The following is a 21,789-nucleotide window of genomic DNA, read 5'->3' as shown; positions in this document are numbered from 1 at the left end:
GCCCGTCGCCGGCATCGGTCACGGCAGGTAGTCGGGCGCCGGCCGTGGCGCGGGCAGCACCCGGCGACGGAGCTCGGTGCCGCAGACGGGCTGGTCCCAACCACGGGCGGTGTTCCAGCCCGGGCGGGCCAGGTAGCAGGGCCGTTCGACGACGACGCCGGTCCCGCCGACCTCGGTCGGCGGCGGTGCCGGCAACGAGGCACTGCCCGTGGCGGGGACCACCAGGATGGCGGTGACGGCCGCCGTGCCGAGCGCTCCGGCAGTGGCCGGGAGCCACCACCAGCGGCGGGAGTCGGCGGTGAGCGAGTAGCTGTTCATGAGGTGCTCCTTGAGTCAGGCCGGACGGAGTGGTCCGAGCCCTCGACGCTGCTGCCGGGCGGTATCCCACTGGTCCAGTCCCGGTATCGGTCCGGTATCCACACCGTTGACGCGGCACCACCGCGGGAGGACGGTGAGGACGTGGGCATCCAGGTCCTCGGCCCGCTCGCCGTGGACGGCTCGGGACGCCTCGGCCCACGGGACCGCGCCGTACTCCAAGCCCTCACCGTCCGGCAGGGCGGTCCCGTCACGGCCGACGAGCTGGGCGACGCCGTCTGGGGAGCCCACCCGCCGGCCTCGGCCCACAAGAACCTCCAGTCGTGCATCGTCCGGCTGCGCAAGACGCTCGGCCCCGGGACGATCGAGACGACGGACCGGGGGTACCGGCTGGCCGTGCCTGCCGACGAGGTCGACGCCCGACGGTTCGAGGCCCAGGTCGTCCGGGCCCGGGACCTCCTCGAGCTCGGGGAGGCCGACCGGGTCGTCTACCTGTTGGAGCAGGCACTCGACCTGTGGCGGGGCGCAGCGTTCGCGGACCTCTCGGAGTGGCCACCGGCACGCCGGGAGGCCAGCCGCTTGGACGAGCTGCGCCGCGAGGCGGAGGAGCTGCTGATCGACGCGCAGCTGCGCCTCGGGCGCACGCGCGAAGCCCTCCCGCGCGCGCACGACATGGTGCGCGCTGCGCCCCTGCGCGAGCGTCGCTGGGAGCTGCTCGCGCTCGCGCAGTACCGCACCGGAGCCCAGGGCGAGGCCCTGCGGACCATCCGTCAGCTCCGAGCCGTGCTCGCCCGGGAGCTCGGGATCGACCCGGCACCCGCGGTGCTGGCCCTCGAGCAGTCCGTCCTGCAGCAGGATCCCTCGCTCGGAGGGTCCGCGGAGGGCCCGCGCTCTGCGACCTGCCCGTGGCAGGGGCTGCAGGCGTACGACGTCGCGGAGGCCGACCGGTTCTTCGGTCGTGACGCGGAGATCGAGGCGGGTTCGACCATCCTCGCCGAGGGACGCCTCCTCGCTCTGGTCGGCCCCTCCGGCTCCGGCAAGTCCTCGCTGATGCGCGCCGGGATCGGCGCGCGCCTCCAGGAGCGCGGCACCCGGTGCACCATCCTCACCCCGGGGAGGTACCCGGTCCGGGCCCTCAGCTCGCTGACGGCCCTGCAGGCCGGTGACGCCCTCCTGGTGGACCAGGCCGAGGAGCTCTTCACCTTGTGCGAGGACCCCGAGGAGTCCGCGACCTTCATCGCCAGGCTCGTGGAGGAGGCGGCGTGCCGACCGGTCGTGGTGGCCCTTCGCGCCGATCGACTGGCGGACCTGACGGCGTACCCGGCCTTCAGCCGGCTCGTCGAGCGCGGGCTCTACCTCGTCGGAGGACTGGACGAGGCCGGGCTGCGGCTGGCCGTGGTCGAGCCCGCCCGGCAGGCCGGGCTGCTCCTCGAACCGGGGCTCGTCGACGTCCTGGTCACCGAGGTCCGCGACGACCCGGGAGCGCTGCCGCTCCTCTCCCACGCACTGCTCGAGACGTGGAAGAGGCGCGAGGGCAACACCCTCACCGTCGACGGCTACCGCGCCAGTGGGGGGATCCACGGCGCGGTGGCGCAGTCGGCTGAGCGGCTCTACGCCGAGGTCGAGCCGGACCACCGCGAAGCGCTGCGGGACCTCGTGCTGCGCCTGCTCTCCCCCGGCTCCGAGGGCGAGCCGGTGCGAACCCGGGTCCCTCGCCGTCTGGTCGCCACCGGCCCCGAGCACGTGCGGTTGATCGAGATGCTCGTCGCCGCCCGGCTCGTCACCAGCGACGACGGGGTCCTCGAGGTCACCCACGAGTCCCTGGCCCGGGCGTGGCCACGGCTGCGCGGCTGGCTCGAGGACGACGTCGAGGGCCGCCGGATCCTGCACCACCTGAGCTCGACCGCCGACGCCTGGGACACCCTGGGCAGGCCCGACAGCGAGCTGTACAGAGGAGGTCGGTTGACCCGGACGATCGACTGGGCAGCCGGCGCAGGAGTGACCCTCACCGTCGTGGAGCAGGACTTCCTGGAGGCCGCGCGGGCACAGGCCGAGGTCGAGGAGCGGAGTGCGGCGGAGCAGGCCAGGATGCAGGCAAGGATGATCCGCCGCCTGCGGATCGTGCTGGGTGGCGCCGTCGCCCTCCTCGTCCTCGCCCTCGCTGCCGGCGGTGTCGCTGTCGTGCAGTCCGAGCGCGCGAACGACACCGCCGCCCGGGCCCAGCAGCTCGCCGTCTCTGCCGACGCGCGGCGGGTGGGCCTGCGATCCCAGCTCACCGACGACATCAGCCTCTCGCTCCTGCTCGCGGTCGCGGGGACACGGCTGGACGTCTCGCCGGAGACCCGGACGAACCTGCTGACCGCACTGGCCGAGCAACCGCTCCTCGTCAGGTCCGTGCCACCGGGTGGCGGATACCTCGACGTCTTCGACGTGAGCCACGACGGCCGCTGGATCGCTGCCTCGGACGACCAGAACCGGATGCACGTCTACGACGCGGCCACCAACCAGCTGCACGACAGCTACGACGCGGGTCGGACCGGGAGCCGCCTGCAGGCCCTCGGGGCGGCCTTCAGCCCTGACAGCAAGCAGCTGGCCGTCGTCCTGCACGGCACGAAGTCCACCGAGCCGATCCGGATCCTGGACCCGACCACCATGGACCCGGCGACCGAGCTCACCTTCCCTGACGACGAGCCGGTGTGGGCGGTCGACGCCCGGTTCAGTGCAGACGGGACCCACCTCGCGACCACGGTCCAGACCGTCAACTGGCCGTACAAGGGACATGGGAGGAGCCCGAGCCACGCGCTCGTGTGGGACCTCCGCTCACCGTCGTCACTGCCCGTCCGGGTCTCGACCGGAACCGACGTCCAGGGAATGGCGCTCAGCCCGGACGGCGACACGTTGTACACCGGCTGGCCGCTGACGGCGTACGACGTCGCGACGGGCACGCGGGTCTGGCGGCGCCCGGACCTGACGACGTGGTACACCGCTCTCGACCTGAACAGCGAGGGAACCCTGCTCGCGGTGTCGGACTGGGGCGACGAGATGAGCGCGAGGGACGGCATCCTGGTGGACCCTGTCACCGGCGAGACGGTCCACACCCTTCGCGGACACCGGAGCACCGTGAACGACATCCGCTTCTCGCCCGACGGCACGCTCCTGGGCTCAGTGGCCAACGACGGCGAGCTCATCGTCTGGGACACAACGGCCGGCCGGCCCCTCGAGCGGTGGGACACCTCCGATCCCTACAGCGTCGGCTTCGGCCCGGACAACGACCTCGTCCATGGCGGTGGGCTCGACTCGATGCTGCGCACCTGGGACCGGTCCGCCCAGGGCACCTACCTCCGTCGGACAACCCAGGTCGACGATGCAGGCAAGTTCGCCTGGGCGCACGTGTCGCCCGACGGGGACCAGGTGGCCTATCGATGGGTGGACGGCGTGGGCCGGGGATGGGTCCGGTTCGTCGACACCGACACCGGGAGACGGACGCCGGCGACCCGGCTCCCGGCCTGGGAGGGCAGCCCGTGGGTCCCCGGAGCGTGGCATCCCGATGGGACTCGCTACGCCGCGCACTGGTGCGACGGTGTGCCCGAGTGCATGCTGGAGCCGGGCTCCGTGCGGATCCTCGAGTCCGCCACCGGCAAGCTCATCGAGCAGGAGGACGTCCTCGGCGGCGACCGTGACATCTTCGGGATCGCGTACGTCGACGACGGTCGCAGCCTGATCCTCACGGAAGGGCTCGCGCACTTCGACGACCTCCACACCAGCATCGTCGATGCCGGGACACTGCTGTCGCCCGACCGCCTCGACATCGCGTCGAACTGTTGTGCCACGGCGATCGGGAGGGACGGCACCGCCATGGTCTATGAGGCTGCGCGGGACCTGGGGTCCGGGCACGTGCGAATGCTCAACGTGAGCACCGGAGAAGTGCTGGCAGAGGGCGAAGTGGACCTGCTCGCCTACACGTCCACCGCCTCGCCCGACGCCACCACCGTGGCGGTGGCGGGCAAGACTGGCGAGATCGTCACGCTCGACGTCTCGACGGGCGACGAGCAGGGCCGTGCCACGAGCCTCGGCAGCGCCGTGCACTGGCTCGACTACTCCGAGGATGGCGAGCGGCTCGTCTCGGGAGCCGCTGACGGCGGCGTCAGCCTGTGGGACGCCTCGACGCTGGAGCTGCTCGGCACCGTGCACCCGCCACGTCTGGGGAAGCCCGTGATCTCCGGCACGAGCTTCATCGGCGACACCCACGACGTGGCCATTGCGTCGTACGACGGCACGGTCTACCGCTGGGACACGGACCTGGACCGGGCCATCGACTTCGCCTGCCAGATGGCCGGGCGCGACCTGACCGAGGCCGAGTGGGCGCAGTTCCTCCCCGCCCAGCCCTACCGGTCCGTCTGCCCGCAGGACTAGCACCTTGCACCGTGACAGTCCCACTGTCACGATTGCGGCATGCGCCTCGCCTCCCTCCTGATGTACGACGGCAACCCGCGCAAGGCGGCCGACGACGTGGTCGCGCTCGAGCGCGCCGGGCTGGACAGCGTGTGGGTCGCGGAGGCGTACGGCTTCGACTCCCCCACGCTGATGGGCTACCTGGCCGCGAAGACCGAGACGGTGCAGATCGGCTCGGGGATCCTCAACATCTACTCCCGCACCCCGGGTGCGCTGCTGCAGACCGCCGCCGGCCTCGACAACGTCAGCCAGGGACGCGCGATCCTCGGTCTCGGCGTCAGCGGACCGCAGGTGATCGAGGGCTTCCACGGCGTCCCCTACTCCAAGCCGATGGCGCGCACGGCGGAGGTCGTGGAGATCATCCGCAGCGGCCTGAAGCGCGAGCCGCTGGCGGCCGACGGCACCTTCCACCTGCCCCTGACCAAGGAGCACGGCGCGGTCACGGGACTGGGCAAGCCGCTCAAGCTCCTCACCCGCCCTGAGCGCGACACCATCCCCATCTGGATCGCGGCGCTCGGTCCGAAGAACGTCGAGCAGACCGCCGAGATCGCCGACGGCTGGATCCCGCACCTGTTCCACCCCGAGAAGGCGCACCTGGTGTGGGGCGACGCGCTGGCCGCGGGCAACGCCAAGCGCCTCGACGGCCTCGCGCCGCTGCAGGTGATGGCCGGCGGCATGCTCGCGATCGGTGAGGGCCCGGAGACCAAGGCGCTGCTCGACCTCGCGCGACCGGTCTTCGCCCTCTACGTCGGTGGGATGGGCGCGAAGGGCAAGAACTTCTACAACGACGTGGCCCGCGCCTACGGCTACGAGGCGGAGGCCGAGGAGATCCAGGACCTCTACCTCTCCGGCAAGAAGAAGGAGGCCGAGGCGCTCGTCCCGACCGAGTGGCTCGAGGCCGCCAACCTCGTCGGCCCCGAGTCGTACGTCAAGGAGCGGATCGCTGCCTTCGCCGAGGCCGGAGTCACCGACCTCAACATCACCCCCGTCAGCACCTCCTCCCACCCGGACCCCGCAGCCACCGTGGCGCAGGTCAAGGAGTGGGTGTCCTGAACCCCATGACGATCCGAGCACCTGGGTACGGGACGTCATGACCAACCGATCCCCCCAGTCCCTGGCCGGCGCCCTGCCCGGCGGTCTGCTCGCCGGCGCAGCCGCCGTTGCCGGCCTGCTCAGGCGCGACAAGGCCCTGCACCCCGTCGGCCACCTCGGGACGGGGCACCTCGTGGTCGACGCTCCCAAGCCCGACCTCGGCCTCGAGGCGTTCACCCGGGCCGGCGCCCGGCCGTGCCGGGCACGCTGGTCGCGCTCGATGGGCCTTCCGCGGGGATGGCCCGACATCGAGGGCCTCGCGCTCCGGCTCGAGGGCGCCGGGCCCGACGGCGACGACGCCGACCTGCTCTTCGCCAGCACCGGTGGGCGGAGGTGGAGTCGCTACCTGTTGACGTTGCGGGGTCCGGGTCACTTCGGCCCCATGACCACGCTCATCCCCTCCCGCGCGGCCGGCCGGGCCGTGCTCTTCCGCCTGACCCCGGCGTCGGCGCCGGAGGGCGACCTGCCTCCCGCGACGTACGCACTCGACCTCGCGCTCGGGACCGGCGGCTGGCAGCCCGTCGCACGCGTCGACGTGGCGTGGGTCGAGGCGGACACCGCAGACCGGTTCGACCCGATCACCCACCCCCTCGCCGGGCTCGAGCAGTACGCCTTCGTCGAAGGCCTGCGCGAGCCCGCCTACGTCGCGGCGCGGGCAGTCGCCCGCGCGCGTCACACGACCGAACAACGGAGATCACATGCCTGAGCGCCCCAGCATCCTCGAGCAGGAGCACGAGGACTTCCGCGCCGTCGCGCGCGCGTTCTTCGACAAGGAGGTCGCACCCCACCACGCCGCATGGGAGGCGGCCGGCGTCGTCGACCGCGAGATCTGGCGCAAGGCGGGCGAGCGCGGGCTGCTGTGCTTCGACGTCGACGAGGCCTACGGCGGACCGGGGATCAAGGACTTCCGCTACAACATGGTGCTCGCCGAGGAGTCCGCACGGGCCGGCGCATCGGGCCCCGGCTTCGCCGTGCACACCGACATCATCGTCCCCTACATCTCCTCCCTCGGCACGCCGGAGCAGAAGGAGCGCTGGCTGCCCGGCTGCGTCTCGGGCGACCTGGTCACCGCCATCGCGATGACCGAGCCGGGCGCCGGGTCGGACCTGCAGGGCATCCGTACGACGGCCGTCGACGCCGGTGACCACTACGTACTCAACGGGTCGAAGACCTTCATCTCCAACGGCATCCTGTCCGACCTCGTCGTCGTGGTCTGCCGGACCGACCCCGACGCCGGGCACCAGGGCATCTCGCTGCTCGTCGTCGAGCGCGGGATGGAGGGCTTCGAGCGCGGTCGCAACCTCGACAAGATGGGTCTGCACGCCCAGGACACCGCCGAGCTGTCCTTCACCGACGTGCACGTGCCGAAGGAGAACCTGCTCGGCGCCGAGGGCTCGGGGTTCGTCTCGCTGATGGAGAACCTGCCCCAGGAGCGGATCTCGATCGGCTGCATCGCGGTCGCGGCGATCGAGCACGTGCTGGACCTGTGCCTGGCCTACGCCAAGGAGCGCGAGGCCTTCGGCAAGCCGATCGGGAAGTTCCAGCACAACCGCTTCGTGCTGGCCGAGATGGCGACCGAGGCCCACATCGCGCGAGTCTTCATCAACGACTGCGTGCTGCGGCTCAACGCCGGCACCGTCGACACCTCGCTCGCCTCGATGGCGAAGTGGTGGACCACCGAGCTGCAGAAGCGCGTGGTCGACGCGGGGGTGCAGCTGCACGGCGGCTACGGCTACATGAACGAGTACCCCATCTCCAAGGCCTACACCGACTCCCGGATCCAGACCATCTACGGCGGCACGACCGAGATCCAGAAGGAGATCATCGGGCGGATGCTCGGGCTGTAGGCACGCCACCGCGGTCCAGACCGGACTGTCGGGGACGTCGCCGACTGGACGACGATGGGCGCTTCCGGCGCCACCAGTGCCGCGAGGAGAGGCCTCCCATGACCAAACGCCTGCTGCACATCGCCGCCACCCCCCGCGGGCTCGCTTCGCACACCGGTCGCATCTCGGGTGCGCTGCTGGAGGAGCTCCACGCCAAGCACGACGACCTCGAGGTCCAGACGCTCGACCTCTTCAGCGCCGATCTGCCGGCGGTCGCGGGCGTCAACATCAAGACCAAGTACGCCCTCATGACCGGGCAGCCGGTCGACGACGCGGCCCGCGGCTCCTGGCGCAGCATCGAGCGGACCATCGAGGAGTTCCTCGCCGCCGACGTCTACCTCCTGACGGTGCCGATGTGGAACTTCGGCGTCCCCTACGCGCTGAAGTACTACATCGACGCCATCGTGCAGCCGGGCTACCTGTTCCAGTACGACGAGCACGGTGTGCCGAGCGGCCTGGTGCACGGCAAGAAGCTGGTGTGCGTCACCTCCCGCGGCGCCGACTACTCCGGCCCGCTGGCCTCGCTCGACTTCCTCGAGTCCTACCTGCGCACCATCTTCGGCTTCGTCGGCATCGCCGACCAGACCTTCTTCAACGCCCAGCCGATGGACGTGACCCCTGAGCTGCGGCGCACCGCGTTCGCGTCGACGATCGCCGACGTACGGGCGTGGGTCGCGCAGGACGAGTGGGGCGTCGCCGCCCAGGTCGTCGAACCGCCGATCCCCGCCGAGGCGAAGCCCGCGGTGCTCGCCGACTGAGGAGCGCGGTGCCCACCCGCTGGATACGGTCGGGCCATGGACCTCTTCGAGATGGACGAGACCCGCACCATGACCCGCGAGGAGGCAGCCGCCCGGCTCCGTGCCCTCGCCGACTCGCTCGCCAAGCACAACTCGGTCGAGTTCGCCCGCGACGGCGGACGCGTGACCGTCTCCGTGCCCGACGAGGTGAAGCTCAAGGTCGAGGTCGAGCTGGGAACCGAGAACGAGATCGAGATCGAGCTCACCTGGTGAGCTGATCCGGCCGCGGAACGTCCCCCTCCGGGACTAGCCTGCGGCCATGACTGACTTCACCGAGCAGGACCTCTCAGACTCCAGCTTCGAGAAGGTCAGTCTGCAGCGCGCGACCTTCCGCGACGTCTCCCTGGCCGAGGCGTCCTTCACCGACGTCGACCTCAGCGGCGTACGCATCCACTCCGGCTGGCTCGACAAGGTGAGGATGACCGCGGTGGAGGTCCCCGACCTCGAGATCGACGGGCAGATCGGCCGACTGGTGGTCAACGGCGTGGAGGTCGGCCCGCTGGTCGAGGCCGAGCTCGACCGTCGCCATCCCGAGCGCGCCGCGATGCGCCCGACCACCGCCGACGGCTTCCGCGAGGCCTTCGCGATCCTCGACCGGCTCTGGGGCGAGACGCTCGACCGCGCCCGGGTGCTGCCTGCTGAGCAGCTGCACGAGCAGGTCGCCGGCGAGTGGTCCTTCATCCAGACCCTGCGCCACCTCGGCTTCGCCCACGCTTGCTGGATCAGCGGCGTCATCTACGGCTTCCCCTCCCCGTGGCACCCCCTCGACCTGCCCTGGGACGAAGCGCCCGTCCACGAGGGCGTGCCCTGGGAGCGCCGCGCACGGCCCGAGCTGCACGAGGTGCTGGCACTGCGCCGCCAGCGTCGGGCGACGGTGGCGGAGCTGCTCGAGCGCATGGACGACGCCGGCCTCACCCGGCAGGTCACCTCCGCGACGCCATTCCTCACCGACGTGCCCGACCTGACCGTCGGCCACTGCCTGCGCGTGGTGGTCAACGAGGAGTGGCAGCACCGCCTCTACGCCGAGCGCGACCTCGCGACGCTGGCGAGCTAGGTGAGCCGCTCCGCCAGCGCCTGACCCAGTCGAACGCCCGAGAGCCACGCCGTCTCGACCTTGGGAGACGGTCCCCACCCGTCGCCACACACGCCGACCAGCGCGTCCGGGCCGTCGACGAGGGCGTAGGCGTCCTCGCGCTCCCCAACTGGGCGGGCGAAGGTCCAGCGGTGCACGTGGACGTCGACCGGCTCCCCGACGTGCAGGTGGCGGCGTAGGGCTCCGATGATCGCGGGCCCCGCACCCCCGGGCTCGTCGAGGTGCCGGGCGGCGCGCTCGGGCGTGGAGTGGGCCACCAGGACGGGCGCGTCGTCACCCCGGCGCCTGCCGTCGTCGGCGATCCACGCCACGTCGGGGTCGTCGTTGACGAAGGCACCGTCGAAGCGGCCCGCGGGACTCACGTCGTCCCACGTGCGCTCGGACCACCGGGCGGCCAGCGCGATGACGGGCTCCCACTCACGGTCGAGGACGGCGGTGACCGGGTGGTCGCCGGTCAGGCGGCGTGCCTGCGGGTCGGGCATGGCCAGCACGACGACCGGGGCGTCGACGTCGCCCAGCCCGGCGATCTCGCGGCGCTCCACCTCCAGTTCGGAGGCCAGGTCCTCGACGAGTGAGCGCAGGCCACCGGGGGCTCTCCACCGCATCGGACCCGTCTTCGACTCCGGCGCGTCCGCGCCCAGCGCGGTGAAGGTGTCGGTCCACTCGTGGGCGAGGCCGCGCGCAGCCCAGTCGTCCACCACCGCGCGGAATCCCTCGTCGGAGACGGTGAGGTAGGACGCCCCGAGGTCCACCCGGCGCTCCCAGAGCCGGCGCGAGGCCATCCGCCCACCGGGCACGTGTCCGCGGTCGAGGACGCGTACGCCGATCCCGGCCGCACGCAGCTCGTGCGCGCAGGCGACGCCGGCCAGGCCGGCGCCCACGACCACCACGTCGGCCGTCATCGTGCACCCGCACCCAGGACGGCATCGGCGGCGCGCTGGCCGCTGACGAGGGCGCCCTGGAGGGAGCCGGTGTCGCGGTGGTCGCCACAGACGACGAGGTCACCGACGCGCACCGGCCGCTCGGCCGAGTAGGGCGCCGGCTGGACCGGGAGCGCGTCCGGGACCTCGTGGCGTGCCACCACCTCCCAACGAGCCGGGTCGATCCCGAGCAGGTCACCCGCGTGGCGGCGCATCGACTGCTCGGCGGTGTCGCGCCCCGGGCCGATGAGTGCGGAGCCCTCGACGAGATGACGCCCGGGCGGGGCGTACGACGGGGCCGCCCGGGACACGACGGCGGCGTTGACGAGCGGGCCGGTGGGAGCCCGGCGGGCGTCGACGTGGAGCAGGTCGGTGGTCGGCGCCTCGGGCGCGGACCACCACATGGTGACGACGCCCTTGGTGGCCGGGGTCGGAGCGCCGGTCAGCCCCGCAGCCTCGGGAGCACCGGTGGCCACGACCACCCGGCGCGCCGACCAGGTGGCGTCGTCGGTGGTCACCGAGGTCCCGGTCACGGCCCGCACCCGCTCGCCGAGGTGCACGCGGTCGCCCAGGGTCGCGGCCAGCTGGGCCGGCAGCGCGGCCATGCCCTCGCGAGGCAGCGCGGGCACGCCGCGGACGAACATCCAGGTCAGGAGCAGAGCGAAGCGGTCGGCCGTGCTGCCGTCGTCCTCGAGCAGGACGCCGGCGAAGAACCGGTCCACCACCCGGCGCAGGAGGCCGTCGACGTGGGCGTCGTCGAGGGCCGTGCGCCGGTCGACGTCCGCGCGTGACTCGAGCACCTCCGACAGCGACGTCCCCGGCCGCGGGCGCAGCAGCGGGGCGGCCCAGCGGGCGAGCGCGGCCACCTCCCGCGGGCGACGGGCGACGGCGCGCAGCGTCTGCGGGACGAGCGCGGGCTCGCGCAACGGGTGGCCGAGCACGCTGAGCCCGTCGTCGGTGCGCGCGGCGACCCCGGCCCCGAACGGCTGGAGCCCGAGGGCGTCGACGTCCACCCACCGGCGTACGGCGGGGTAGGCGGGGTTGAGCAGCTGGAAGCCCCGGTCGACGAGGAAGCCGTCGACCCGATCGGTGCGGACGCGGCCGCCGACGCGGTCGGACGACTCCAGGACCACGACCTCACGCCCCGCCGCGGCCAGCGCCTGCGCGCACCGCAGCCCTGCGAGTCCGGCACCCACGACGACGACGTCTGTCTCCACGCGTCGACCCTAGTGAACGCCACCACGCTCCGACGCCGCGCGACGGCACCCCGGCTAGGCCGTCGGCAGGGTCCGGGTGGTCACGATCTGCTCGGCGAGGTCCCGCAGCTTGACGTTCTTCTGCTGGGAGAGCCGGCTCAGCACCGAGAAGGCGCGGTCCGGAGCGAGGTCGAAGCGCTCCATGAGCACGCCCGTGGCCTGGCCGATCACCGTCCGGCCACGCAGCGCGTTCTCCAGGTGCTCGACCTCCTGCGCGGCCGCCAGCGCGACGGCGACATGGGCAGCGAGCGCGAGGCCGTCCGCGATGTCGTCGGCGGTGAAGGCCGACACCTCGGCGCCGTAGAGGCTGAGGGCACCGAGGTCCTTGTCGGTGGAGTAGAGCCGGTAGCTCACGGTGCTGGACAGGCCCAGCTCGCGGACGACCTGCGGGCCCCAGTTCGGCCACCGGACATCCGTGGCGAGGTCGCCGCTCACCACCGTGTGGTCCTGGCGCAGCGCGTCGAGGCAGGGCCCTTCGCTGAGCTCGTGCTGGAGCGCGTCGATCCGGCGCACCAGGTCGTCGCTCGCGGCGTGCGTGTCGATGCGCTCACCCCGGTGGACGACGCAGATGCCCGCCGCTCGACACCCGGGGATGATCTTCGTGGCGATCTGCACCGCCCGCTCCATCGCTTCCCTCGGGCTGTCGTCGTCCTGCATCCCGCGCGCGGCCTCGGCCAGCTCGTCGCGGAAGACATCGTGGGGCGGCACGGGAGCAGCATGACCGACAGCCGGTCCACTGACCAGATCTTCGCGGGCACGGATCCGCGGCAGGGACACTGTCGCCATGCCGTTCCCAGACGAGAAGTCCTCACGCAGCGTCGAGGTGGTTCCGCACCGTCACGGCTGGGCCGCGGAGGGGCGTGAGATCGCGGCAGCGCTCGCACAGCTGCTCCCCGACGCCCTCGCCGTCGACCACATCGGCTCCACCGCGGTCCCGGGCCTGCCGGCGAAAGACTGCATCGACCTGATGGTGCGGGTGGACTCGCTCGCACGCATCGACCTGGGCCCGCTGTCCGCGGCCGGCTACCGCGAGCGGCCCGAGGAGTGGAACCGCGCCGAGGCCCTCGCCGGCTCCACCCACCCGAAGCGGGTCTTCGCGCCCCCGGTCGGCGGCAGGTCGATGAACATCCACGTCCGCGAGGCGGGAGCGCCGACGGCGAGATACTCCCTGCTGTTCCGCGACTTCCTGCGGAGCAGCGCCCACCACCGCGACACCTGGGGTCGCCTCAAGACGCGCCTCGCCGAGGAGCGCCTGGACATCTACGCCTACGGACAGGTGAAGGCCGCCGCGCAGCCGCTGCTCATGGCACTCGCCGAGCAGTGGGCCGCCGAGACCGGCTGGCAGCCATGACGGTCCCTCACGCCTCGCCGAGGCTTCGGCGCACCACCCGCCGCCGCAGGGTGGGCGACGCCACCACCTCGTAGCCGGCCTCGAGGAAGACCTGCAGCAGGCCGGCCGAGGCCTCGTCCCAGATCACTGACTTCCCGGGCGGTGGCTCGATCGGATAGCCCTCGAGGACGCGCGCGCCGACCTGCTGGCCGTAGGCCACGGTGGCGTGGGCGAGCTCGTAGCTCAGCCCCGACCGGCGCCATCCCGGGCGCACCACGAAGCAGGTGACCGACCAGACGCCCTCCATCTCGGGGTCCATCCGCATCCACGCCTGCTTGCGGCTCCAGAGGCGCGGGTAGTTCTCCCGCGGCTCGACGGCGACCCAGCCGGCCGGCTCACCGTCGACGTAGCCGACCAGCCCGGACGTCGGCCCGCTCGTGCCGCAGGCGGTCTGCTCCAGCAGTGCGACGTCGCGCTGCTCCTGCGTGGTGTCGCGCCAGATCCAGCCCGGCACCTTCATCGCCTGGCAGCGGCACTTGTGCGCGCCACCCGTGGCGAAGACGGCCTCGACGTCCTCGACCGCGGCTCGGTTGGCCGGCAGCCAGGTGAAGTCGGGCATGCAGCGAGCCTAGGTGCGCGCGCACTGGTCGGGTAGACATGGACCATGGCCACCTCGACGCTCGTCCGCCCCCGTCAGGGCAAGATCATCGCCGGCGTCTGCGCCGGTCTCGCCGACCGCTTCGGCCTCTCCCGCGGTCTCGTCCGCCTCGCCTTCGTGCTGTTCGGCCTGGTGGGCGCCGGCGAGATCGCCTACATCATCGCGTGGATCGTCATGCCCAAGGGCGACTGAGCCGACTCACCCCGGCGCCTGCTCGCGCCGCTCGTGCAGGCGCTGCTGGGCCTCCGCCAGGAAGGCCAGGCACGGCGCGTCCTCGCCGGGATGCTTCTCGACGAGGTGGAAGGTCCAGCGGTCCATCGCGGCCATGAAGCCGTTGTCCCCACCGGAGCGGTGCGTCGACCACGGCGTGCGCCCGCGCGCCACGCACGTCGTGCAGCTGATCCGGTAGAGGAACTGCTGCTCGCCGTCGAAGTCGATCTTCACGCGTGCCGACGGTCCCGCCTGCACACCCGCCTTGCGCTCGCGCGCTGATCGGCTCGCGACCATGTCGTGTCCCCCGCCTCAGAGCGGGGCGTCCTCCGGGATCACCCGCAGCACGCTGCACGTGCCGGCCTCGCGACCCAGGACGACCTTCACGCCGTCGAGCCGCTCGAGGGCGGCGCGCACCTCGTCGACCTCGAGGTGGGTGTCGACGGCGATGTCGGCGTCCCGGACCGGGACGGCCGTCTCGGGCCACTCGGTGGACGGGACCTCGAAGGGGTCGAAGTCGGTCTGCGCCGCCGACCACAGCTGGAGCGCGGCCTCGGCGACGATGTCGTCGGTGGTGGAGTCGTCGGGTGCCATGCCCCCGAACCTACCGACCGCCTTGGCCCGCCGCGTTGACTGGCCCCATGGCGACGCGCGTGCTGCTGATGGCGGACACCCACCTGCCCAAGCGGGCCCGGGACCTGCCCGAGGAGCTGTGGCGTGCGGTCGACGACGCCGACCTGGTGGTGCACGCGGGCGACTGGGTGGACGTACGCCTCCTCGACGAGCTCGACGCGCGCTCGCGCCGGCTGGTGGCGTGCTGGGGCAACAACGACCACGGGGAGCTGCGCGAGCGGCTGCCGGAGGTGGCCACCGTCGAGGTCGAGGGGCTCGCTCTCGGCGTGGTGCACGAGACCGGCCAGGCGACGGGGCGCGAGGCGCGCATGTCAGCGGCGTACCCCCATCTCGACGTGCTGGTCTTCGGCCACAGCCACATCCCGTGGGACACCACGACGACCAGCGGTCTCCGGCTGCTCAACCCCGGCTCACCCACCGACCGCCGACGGCAGCCGCACTGCACCTACATGACGCTGACCCTCGACGCCGGAGAGCTGCACGACCTCACGCTCCACCGTCTCCCGTCCAGGGTGCCGGGGACTCCCCGGACCGGACCGCTCTAGCCATCGCTTGGCGCCGCCCATCATGATGTGACCCCCGCCACATCGAGGAGAGCCATGTCGCACGAGATCCCTGCCGACGTCGCCGCAGCGCGCGAGGAGTACGAGGCCCGCATCCTCGGCCTGCACATGCCGGCCACGGTGCGCCAGGCGTCCGAGAGGTACGCCGACCAGCCGGCGTTCTCCGACCGCTACGACGTGCCCGACGGCGAGACCTGGTCGACGATCAGCTGGGCGCAGACCTGGGAGCAGACCCAGCAGGTCGCCGCTGCGTTCATGGACCTCGGCGTGCAGGTCGGCGACCCGGTGGCGATCATGGCCAACAACCGCACCGCCCACACGCTGGCTGACTACGGCGCGATGACGGCGGCCGCGGTCCCGATGTCGATCTACAACACCCTCGCGCAGGACCAGGTGTCGTTCATCGCCGGAGAGTCGCGACCGGTGGTGGTCGTCCTGGAGGACCACGACCGCTACCAGCGCTGGGAGAAGGCGCTCGCCGACGTCGACTCGATCCGCCACGTCGTGATGCTCGACGACGCCGACCGCGTCGACGACCCGCGCGTGATGACCTGGTCCGACTTCCTCGCCCGCGGTCACGACACGAGCGGCGTCGAGGAGCGCATGGACCGGATCACCCCCGACCTGCCGGCCACCTTCCTCTACACCTCCGGCACGACCGGCAACCCCAAGGGCGTCGTGCTCACCCACCACAACGTGATGTACGAAGCGGTCTCCACCCTCGAGGCGGCGGGCCTGCAGGGCCAGCAACGCACCGTCAGCTATCTCCCGCTCGCGCACATCGCCGAGCGGGTGCTGGCGACGTACGGCCCCCCGTTCCTGGGCAGCCACGTGCACGCGATCCCCGACCCCGCCGGCCTCCTCGGCGCGCTCGGCGAGGTGCACCCGACCGCGTTCTTCGGTGTGCCGCGGGTGTGGGAGAAGATCAAGACCGGCATCTCGGCCAAGCTCGCCGAGGACCCGGACCCGGCCAACCAGAAGCTCGTCACCGACGCGATGGCGGCGGGGCTGGCCTGGACGCAGGCCCACGAGCACGGCAACGAGATGACGCCGGAGGTGGAGCAGGCCTACGCCGAGGCGGACGCCGCGATCCTCGCCTTCCTCCGCCTGCTCCTCGGCCTCGACCAGGTGACGTGGGCGGCCAGCGCGGCCGCACCCATGCCGCTGGAGGTGGCGAAGTTCATGGGCGGCCTCGGCCTGAAGGTCTACGACGTCTACGGCATGACCGAGACGACCGGCGCCTTCACCGCCAACGGTCCCGACGGCTTCCGGCTCGGCACCGTCGGGCGGCCCAACCCCGGCATCGAGGTCCGCCTCGCCGAGGACGGAGAGATCCTGTGCCGCGGGCCGGTCAACACCCCGGGCTACTACAAGCAGGAGGCGGCCACGCGGGCGCTCATCGACGACGAGGGATGGATCCACACCGGCGACATCGGGACGATCGACGAGGACGGCTTCGTGTCGGTCATCGACCGCAAGAAGGAGCTGATCATCACCTCCGCGGGCAAGAACATCGCGCCGTCCAACATCGAGAACTACCTCAAGGAGTCGCCGATCGTGGGGCACGCGATGGCGCTCGGCGACGACCGCTCCTACGTCGTCGCGATCCTCACCCTCGACGGGGAGATCGCCCCGCTCGTGGCCGCGAAGATGGGCATCGAGTTCACCGACCTCGCCGACCTGTCGACCAAGCCGCAGATCCGCGCCATGGCGCAGGCGGCGGTCGACAAGGCCAACGAGCGACTCTCGCGACCCGAGCAGGTCAAGGCGTGGGAGCTGCTGCCCGACGAGTGGACGGCCGAGTCCGAAGAGCTGACCCCGACACTCAAGCTGAAGCGCCGGGTGGTGCGGACCAAGTACGCCGACGTGGTCGACGGCCTGTACTCCGAGTGACCTTCGACCTCCAGGCCCACCGCGGCGGCGCCGGCCTCTGGCCCGAGAACACCCTCGAGGCGTTCGGCCGCGCCCTCGCGCTCGGGGTCTCCACCCTCGAGCTCGACGTGCACCTGACCGCCGAGGACGACGTGGTCGTCGCCCACGACCCGATCCTCGACGACACGCGGAGGATCCGCGAGCTGACCCGCGCCGACCTGCCGCCGACGATGCCGCTGCTGCGCCAGGTCGCCGCGCTGCTCGACGAGCGCGGCGCAGACCCTGTGCGGGTCAACCTCGAGATCAAGTACGACGCCCTCGACTCCTCGGGGCTCACCACGCGCGAGGCGTTCGTCGCGAAGGTCGTCGACGCACTGCGCATCGACGGACTCGTGTCCCGCACCAGCATCCAGTGCTTCGACTGGGGCGTGCTGGACCGCGTCGGCGACGCCGAGCCGAGGCTGGAGCGCAACGTCCTGGTGTCCCCGAAGTACCTCCGCGCGGACGAGGGACCGTCCCCCTGGCTCGACGGCGTGGTGGTCGACGACGACGTCGTAGCGGCCGCCGCCACGCAGGGCTTCACCGCGATCTCTCCCATCCACGGCTCGCCCTACCGCTCCGGCGTGGACGACCCGGCGTACGAGCCCTACGCCACCGCCGCCCTCGTCGACGCGGCGCACGCCGCCGGTCTCGCCGTCATCCCCTACGTCGTCGACGACGCAGCCACCATGCGCCACCTGGTCGGTCTCGGCGTCGACGGCCTGATCACCAACCGCCCGGACCTGCTGTGCGAAGTGCTGGCGGGCGAGGGCCTCGAGGTGCCACCGGCCTTTCCGGGCTGAGGCCGGGGCAACCTCCGCACGCGCCGCGGCGTCTTCCAGGTGTGAAGACTCTCGCGCGGACCGTCCTGCTCGTCGCCACGGCACTCACCCTCACCCCCGCGCTCGCGCCGGCAACCGCCGCGTCGCCCTCCCCCGACACGAGCGGCCGCCGGGCACCGAGCACCGTCCTGGACGTCCGGGGGCTCGAGCAGGGCGCTCCGCCTGCCATCGCCTGGAGCGAGCGCACGGACGGCCGGACCGTCGTCCACGGGACCGGGGGAACCCTCACCCCCCTCCCCAACCGCCTCACCGAGGTGGCGCCGATGGGCTCCGGCTACGTGATCCAGACCCTGAGCAGGAGCGGGACCACGACCCGCTGGGTCTCCGCGGACGGCACGCCCGGACGGCGCGAGTGGCGCACCGGCTACGGCCTCGCCGTCTCCCCGAAGGGCGAGGTCGTCGCGTTCGCCGGCCGCGCCGGCCGGGTGTGGACGATCGATCAGGAGGGCGACCGGGTGTTCCGCTACAACCGCCCGCCGGTCACCGGCACTGCCCACGCGGCCGCGGTCGCCGGCGAGAACTGCAAGGAGGGCGAGGGCGACCCCGGCTTCGGCTGCTCGATCGCCGTCAACGGGCCGCACCGAGCCTTCTACACCTCCTCGCACGGCATCGTCGACCGCGTTCCGCACCTGCTCCAGACCGACACGGGCCGCGGTCGCTGGCTCGGAGGCCTCACCTCGGTCTCCGACTTCGGCTCGTGCAGCGCGATGCTCCGCAGCTCCAGGGTCCGGTGGCGCACCTGCGACAACCAGCTCTCTGACATCTCCCCGGACAACCGCCACGTCCTCGGCACCCCGGCGTACGGCGACGGCTTCGGTCCCTCGAGCCTCGACGTCCTCGCGACCGCCGACGGCTCCGTGGTCCACTCCTTCACCTATCGCCGCGGCGGCGGCTCGGCGACGTACTTCGACGAGGTCTGGGAGGACGCGCAGCACGTGCTGGTCGTGACCTACCAGGACGGGGAGTGGGCGATCGTGCGGCTCGGCCTGGACGGGTCCATGGAGTACGCGGTCGCCCCGCGCCGCGGGTCGATGGACACCTGGACGCCGTTCCAGCTGCAGACGCGCTGACCGTCGGGTTCCCCATGACAGGCGATGCGCAGGATCCTGGGTGAGACGTAGCGTCGAGACTCCCCGACCCCGACGGAGTGCGACATGTTGCGAAAGACGTTGGCCGCGATGCTCACCACCACGGCCGTGCTCGCGCCCGTGGCGGCCCACTCCATCGTCTACGGGGAGCCGGACGACGGCGAGCACCCCGCCGTCGGTTCGTTCGTCGGTGAGTTCACGGACCCGGACAGCGGTGAGACCACACTGTTCCAGCTGTGCACCGGCACGCTCATCGACGACGACGTGGTGCTGTCGGCCAGCCACTGCTTCAGCGGGCTGCCCCCGACCATCACCAGGACGTGGTTCACGCTCGCCGAGGTGATCGACGCCGACCGGGACGGCGTCGTGGATGCGGGCGTGAACCTGCGTGACGGTACGCCGGTGACCCATCCGCTCTACGCCAGCGGTGGCGTGAGCAACCTCTACGACATCGCCGTCTTCCTGCTCGACGACGCGGTCGTCGGCGTCGAACCAGCCGAGCTCGCCGGAGCCGGGTTGCTCGACACCGTCAGCCTGAGGGCCGAGACCTTCACCGCCGTCGGGTACGGCACAGTGCGCGAGAGCAACCGGAAGTCGAGCCAGTCGTTCCTGCCCGGGTGGCGTCGGGAGAAGGCCGACCAGGAAGCGCTCTCCCTGACCAAGGCCTGGCTGACGCTCAGCATGAACCTGGCGACCGGCAACGGCGGGACGTGCTACGGCGACTCCGGCGGACCGCACTTCCTGGGCGACGTCGTGGTGTCCGTCACGATCACCGGAGATGTCCCGTGCAAGGCGACCGACAAGACGTACCGCGTCGATACGCCCTGGGCGCGGGACTTCCTCGACGACTTCGTCACGCTGCCCTGACAGCCCAGCGCGGCGTCTCCCACGGTCGCTCCACCTCGGCCCGCGGCAGGGCCGGCCTACGCTCGAGTCGGCAGCGTCAGGATCTCGGCGCCGTCCTCGGTGATGGCGATGGTGTGCTCGCTGTGCGCCGTGCGGCACCCGGTGGCGCTGCGCAGCGTCCAGCCGTCCTCGTCGGTGACGAGCTCGTCGGTGTCGACCATGATCCACGGCTCGAGGGCCAACAGGAGTCCCGGACGGAGCTGGTAGCCCCGGCCGGGGCGGCCGTCGTTGGACACGTGGGGGTCCTGGTGCATCGTCGTGCCGATGCCGTGGCCGCCGAACTGCATGTTGATCGGGTAGCCCGCGCCCCGCAGCACGGAGCCGATGGCGTGCGACAGGTCGCCGATGCGCGCCCCCGGGCCCGCGGCGGCGATGCCGGCCTCGAGCGCGGTGCGGGTGGTCTCGATGAGGGCCACGCTCTCGGCGGGGCGCGCCTCACCCACCAGGAAGCTGATCGCGGAGTCGGCGGCGACACCGTCGAGGCGTACGGCGAGGTCGAGGGTGAGCAGGTCGCCGTCGCGCAGCGCGAGGTCGCGCGGGCGGCCGTGGAGCACCGCGTCGTTGACCGAGGTGCAGACGTAGTGGGCGAACGGTCCGCTGCCGAAGGACGGGGCGTAGTCGACGTAGCAGGACTCCGCGCCGGCGTCGCGGATCATCTCCGCGGTCCAGCGGTCGAGGTCGAGCAGGTTGGTCCCCACGGCGCTGCGCTCGCGCAGGGACTGGAGGATGTCGGCGACGAGGGCACCCGTACGACGGGCGCGGTCGACCTGGGCGGGCGTGAGGATCTCGATCATCGGATGCCCAGCCTCGCACAGTCCTTCTCGGTCGAGCCGTCGCACAGCTCGTCGAGGGTGAGCACCCCCTGCGCGACGAGCACCGAGGTGAGGGTGTCGATGGTGACGTCCTGGGCCGGATAGAGCCAGGACTCGATCCCGTCGACGTCCTCACCGCCCTCGACCGGGTTGTCGGCGAGGTAGGCGACCGCCAGGTCCGCGGCCTGCTCGCTCATCGCGCGGGTGGGGACGTAGGTCATCGTCTTCTCATCACCCAGCACCAGGTTGCGCGCGGCCTGGAGGTCGGAGCCCTCCTGCCGCACCACCTCCCCGCGCTCGAGGCCCACGAAGCGGTCCGAGGCCGGCACCGGCTCGCCCATCGACACCACGGGCAGGTCGCGGGCGGTCAGCGACGCGAGCTCGTCGACGTCGACGGGCACCACGACGATCACGTCGGCCGAGTCGGCCTCGGCCTGGCGGGCCTGGCTCACCTGCGCAGCCGCGTCGCCCTCGGCGTCGTACACCGCGACCTGGCACTCGTCGCAGGTCGCCTCGACGCGCTCGGTGAAGGCCTCTGCGTCGACCGCGCGCGAGGCGGTGTCGGAGCCGTCGGCGACCAGCAGCGCGATGGTCGGCTCGTCGCCCGCGCACGCCGAGAGCAGGGGGGCGAGGACGAGCAGGACGAGGGTGAGGAGTCGGGCGCGCAGCATCGCGAGGAGGTTATCGCCTGCCGGGTCGGCCTCAGTGCGCCGGCGGTCGCTTGCGCTGGGGCGCCGGGCGGCTCGGGTCGTCGTCGGGGCCGTCGACGTCGGGGGGTACGACGATCGGCCGGAGCTTCGCCCAGGCGAAGAAGCCCAGCCCCACCGCGAGCAGCGCCAGGCCGGTCCAGAGGTTGGCGTTCACCCCACCGGTCTTCTCCGGCTCGTGCTCGCCGAGGAGCCCGGCCAGCGAGAGGATCACGCCGTACAGCGCCAGCAGGGCGCCGATGATGTTGCGGATGTCGAAGAGGCCGGCCTTCTTGGGCCCGCCGTCGGTCTCGGACGTCGTCGTGGACATGCTGGCCC

Annotated in this window: 24 protein-coding genes; 14 read left to right on the top strand and 10 right to left on the bottom strand. The window is 72.1% G+C overall.

Annotated features, from left to right (window positions below; all coding sequences use genetic code 11):
- Nucleotides 1–18: 18 nt before the first annotated feature.
- Nucleotides 19–318: a hypothetical protein gene (locus tag CFI00_RS05005; protein WP_207084170.1), complete on the bottom strand. Its 300-nt coding sequence runs from the start codon at nt 316–318 to the stop codon at nt 19–21.
- Nucleotides 319–459: 141 nt separating this feature from the next.
- On the opposite strand from CFI00_RS05005, the gene CFI00_RS05000 reads away from it, so the two are divergent.
- The 7 genes from CFI00_RS05000 to CFI00_RS04970 all read left to right on the top strand — a co-directional run bounded on the left by CFI00_RS05000 (nt 460) and on the right by CFI00_RS04970 (nt 9,596).
- Nucleotides 460–4,728, top strand: a complete 4,269-nt coding sequence (locus tag CFI00_RS05000; RefSeq protein WP_207084169.1) for a BTAD domain-containing putative transcriptional regulator — start codon at nt 460–462, stop codon at nt 4,726–4,728.
- A gap of 39 nt (nt 4,729–4,767) precedes the next feature.
- Nucleotides 4,768–5,820 (top strand): LLM class F420-dependent oxidoreductase, encoded by a 1,053-nt coding sequence (locus CFI00_RS04995; RefSeq protein ID WP_207084168.1) that lies wholly within the window; start codon nt 4,768–4,770, stop codon nt 5,818–5,820.
- Nucleotides 5,821–5,857: 37 nt separating this feature from the next.
- The gene (locus CFI00_RS04990; RefSeq protein WP_207084167.1) at nt 5,858–6,565 is read left to right on the top strand and encodes a hypothetical protein; all 708 of its coding nucleotides are present in this window, start codon (nt 5,858–5,860) and stop codon (nt 6,563–6,565) included.
- Entirely contained in the window at nt 6,558–7,706 is a 1,149-nt protein-coding gene (locus tag CFI00_RS04985; RefSeq protein ID WP_207084166.1) for an acyl-CoA dehydrogenase family protein, read from the top strand. Before CFI00_RS04990 ends, CFI00_RS04985 begins: the two co-directional genes overlap by 8 nt.
- A 98-nt stretch (nt 7,707–7,804) precedes the next feature.
- Nucleotides 7,805–8,503 carry an NAD(P)H-dependent oxidoreductase gene (locus CFI00_RS04980; RefSeq protein WP_207084165.1) on the top strand — a complete coding sequence of 233 codons (699 nt, stop codon included), beginning with the start codon at nt 7,805–7,807 and terminating at the stop codon, nt 8,501–8,503.
- Nucleotides 8,504–8,539: 36 nt separating this feature from the next.
- The gene (locus CFI00_RS04975; protein WP_207084164.1) at nt 8,540–8,755 is read left to right on the top strand and encodes an amphi-Trp domain-containing protein; all 216 of its coding nucleotides are present in this window, start codon (nt 8,540–8,542) and stop codon (nt 8,753–8,755) included.
- A gap of 46 nt (nt 8,756–8,801) precedes the next feature.
- Entirely contained in the window at nt 8,802–9,596 is a 795-nt protein-coding gene (locus tag CFI00_RS04970; RefSeq protein ID WP_207084163.1) for a DinB family protein, read from the top strand.
- Here the strand turns inward: CFI00_RS04970 and CFI00_RS04965 are convergent.
- The 3 genes from CFI00_RS04965 to CFI00_RS04955 are packed head-to-tail and all read right to left on the bottom strand — an operon-like array spanning nt 9,593 to nt 12,519.
- Nucleotides 9,593–10,537, bottom strand: coding sequence for an NAD(P)-binding protein (locus CFI00_RS04965; RefSeq protein ID WP_207084162.1), 945 nt, complete (start codon nt 10,535–10,537; stop codon nt 9,593–9,595). The two genes, CFI00_RS04970 and CFI00_RS04965, sit on opposite strands and share 4 nt — an antisense overlap.
- Complete coding sequence (locus CFI00_RS04960) at nt 10,534–11,772, bottom strand: NAD(P)/FAD-dependent oxidoreductase (protein WP_207084161.1); 1,239 nt, start codon at nt 11,770–11,772, stop codon at nt 10,534–10,536. The genes CFI00_RS04965 and CFI00_RS04960 overlap by 4 nt, the downstream gene beginning before the upstream one ends.
- A gap of 54 nt (nt 11,773–11,826) precedes the next feature.
- The gene (locus tag CFI00_RS04955) at nt 11,827–12,519 is read right to left on the bottom strand and encodes a GAF and ANTAR domain-containing protein (RefSeq protein WP_207084160.1); all 693 of its coding nucleotides are present in this window, start codon (nt 12,517–12,519) and stop codon (nt 11,827–11,829) included.
- Between the two features lie 76 nt (nt 12,520–12,595).
- Here CFI00_RS04955 and CFI00_RS04950 point away from each other — a divergent pair, with 76 nt between their 5' ends.
- A complete protein-coding gene (locus tag CFI00_RS04950; protein WP_207084159.1) occupies nt 12,596–13,162 on the top strand; it encodes a GrpB family protein in 567 nt (188 codons plus the stop codon).
- Between the two features lie 7 nt (nt 13,163–13,169).
- Here CFI00_RS04950 and CFI00_RS04945 read toward each other — a convergent pair whose 3' ends face one another.
- The gene (locus tag CFI00_RS04945; protein WP_207084158.1) at nt 13,170–13,760 is read right to left on the bottom strand and encodes a GNAT family N-acetyltransferase; all 591 of its coding nucleotides are present in this window, start codon (nt 13,758–13,760) and stop codon (nt 13,170–13,172) included.
- Nucleotides 13,761–13,805: 45 nt separating this feature from the next.
- Between CFI00_RS04945 and CFI00_RS04940 the strand changes: the two genes are divergently transcribed.
- Nucleotides 13,806–13,991 carry a PspC domain-containing protein gene (locus tag CFI00_RS04940; protein ID WP_207084157.1) on the top strand — a complete coding sequence of 62 codons (186 nt, stop codon included), beginning with the start codon at nt 13,806–13,808 and terminating at the stop codon, nt 13,989–13,991.
- Between the two features lie 6 nt (nt 13,992–13,997).
- Here CFI00_RS04940 and CFI00_RS04935 read toward each other — a convergent pair whose 3' ends face one another.
- Nucleotides 13,998–14,243, bottom strand: a complete 246-nt coding sequence (locus CFI00_RS04935) for a hypothetical protein (RefSeq protein WP_207084156.1) — start codon at nt 14,241–14,243, stop codon at nt 13,998–14,000.
- A 78-nt stretch (nt 14,244–14,321) separates the two neighbouring features.
- Nucleotides 14,322–14,603, bottom strand: coding sequence for a hypothetical protein (locus tag CFI00_RS04930; protein ID WP_207084155.1), 282 nt, complete (start codon nt 14,601–14,603; stop codon nt 14,322–14,324).
- A 47-nt stretch (nt 14,604–14,650) separates the two neighbouring features.
- On the opposite strand from CFI00_RS04930, the gene CFI00_RS04925 reads away from it, so the two are divergent.
- The 5 genes from CFI00_RS04925 to CFI00_RS04905 all read left to right on the top strand — a co-directional run bounded on the left by CFI00_RS04925 (nt 14,651) and on the right by CFI00_RS04905 (nt 19,913).
- Nucleotides 14,651–15,187 carry a metallophosphoesterase gene (locus tag CFI00_RS04925; protein ID WP_207084154.1) on the top strand — a complete coding sequence of 179 codons (537 nt, stop codon included), beginning with the start codon at nt 14,651–14,653 and terminating at the stop codon, nt 15,185–15,187.
- A 54-nt stretch (nt 15,188–15,241) separates the two neighbouring features.
- Nucleotides 15,242–17,098, top strand: coding sequence for an AMP-dependent synthetase/ligase (locus tag CFI00_RS04920; RefSeq protein ID WP_207084153.1), 1,857 nt, complete (start codon nt 15,242–15,244; stop codon nt 17,096–17,098).
- On the top strand, nt 17,095–17,919 hold the full coding sequence (locus CFI00_RS04915; protein ID WP_207084152.1) for a glycerophosphodiester phosphodiesterase family protein: 825 nt from the start codon (nt 17,095–17,097) through the stop codon (nt 17,917–17,919). Before CFI00_RS04920 ends, CFI00_RS04915 begins: the two co-directional genes overlap by 4 nt.
- Before the next feature lie 41 nt (nt 17,920–17,960).
- Nucleotides 17,961–19,028 carry a hypothetical protein gene (locus tag CFI00_RS04910; protein WP_207084151.1) on the top strand — a complete coding sequence of 356 codons (1,068 nt, stop codon included), beginning with the start codon at nt 17,961–17,963 and terminating at the stop codon, nt 19,026–19,028.
- 84 nt (nt 19,029–19,112) lie between these two features.
- On the top strand, nt 19,113–19,913 hold the full coding sequence (locus tag CFI00_RS04905; protein ID WP_207084150.1) for a trypsin-like serine protease: 801 nt from the start codon (nt 19,113–19,115) through the stop codon (nt 19,911–19,913).
- Nucleotides 19,914–19,969: 56 nt separating this feature from the next.
- Here CFI00_RS04905 and map read toward each other — a convergent pair whose 3' ends face one another.
- From map to CFI00_RS04890, 3 genes are read right to left on the bottom strand one after another with little or no spacing between them, the layout of a single operon-like run.
- Nucleotides 19,970–20,746 (bottom strand): type I methionyl aminopeptidase, encoded by a 777-nt coding sequence (gene map, locus CFI00_RS04900; protein ID WP_207084149.1) that lies wholly within the window; start codon nt 20,744–20,746, stop codon nt 19,970–19,972.
- A complete protein-coding gene (locus CFI00_RS04895; RefSeq protein WP_207084148.1) occupies nt 20,743–21,435 on the bottom strand; it encodes a hypothetical protein in 693 nt (230 codons plus the stop codon). The genes map and CFI00_RS04895 overlap by 4 nt, the downstream gene beginning before the upstream one ends.
- 31 nt (nt 21,436–21,466) lie before the next feature.
- The gene (locus CFI00_RS04890; RefSeq protein WP_242532683.1) at nt 21,467–21,781 is read right to left on the bottom strand and encodes a calcium uniporter family protein; all 315 of its coding nucleotides are present in this window, start codon (nt 21,779–21,781) and stop codon (nt 21,467–21,469) included.
- Nucleotides 21,782–21,789: the final 8 nt, after the last annotated feature.

This window comes from Nocardioides sp. S5 (genome assembly GCF_017310035.1).
Classification (GTDB): domain Bacteria; phylum Actinomycetota; class Actinomycetes; order Propionibacteriales; family Nocardioidaceae; genus Nocardioides.
Note: the sequence above shows the minus strand (reverse complement) of the source record. Positions and strands in the feature narration are given on the sequence as shown.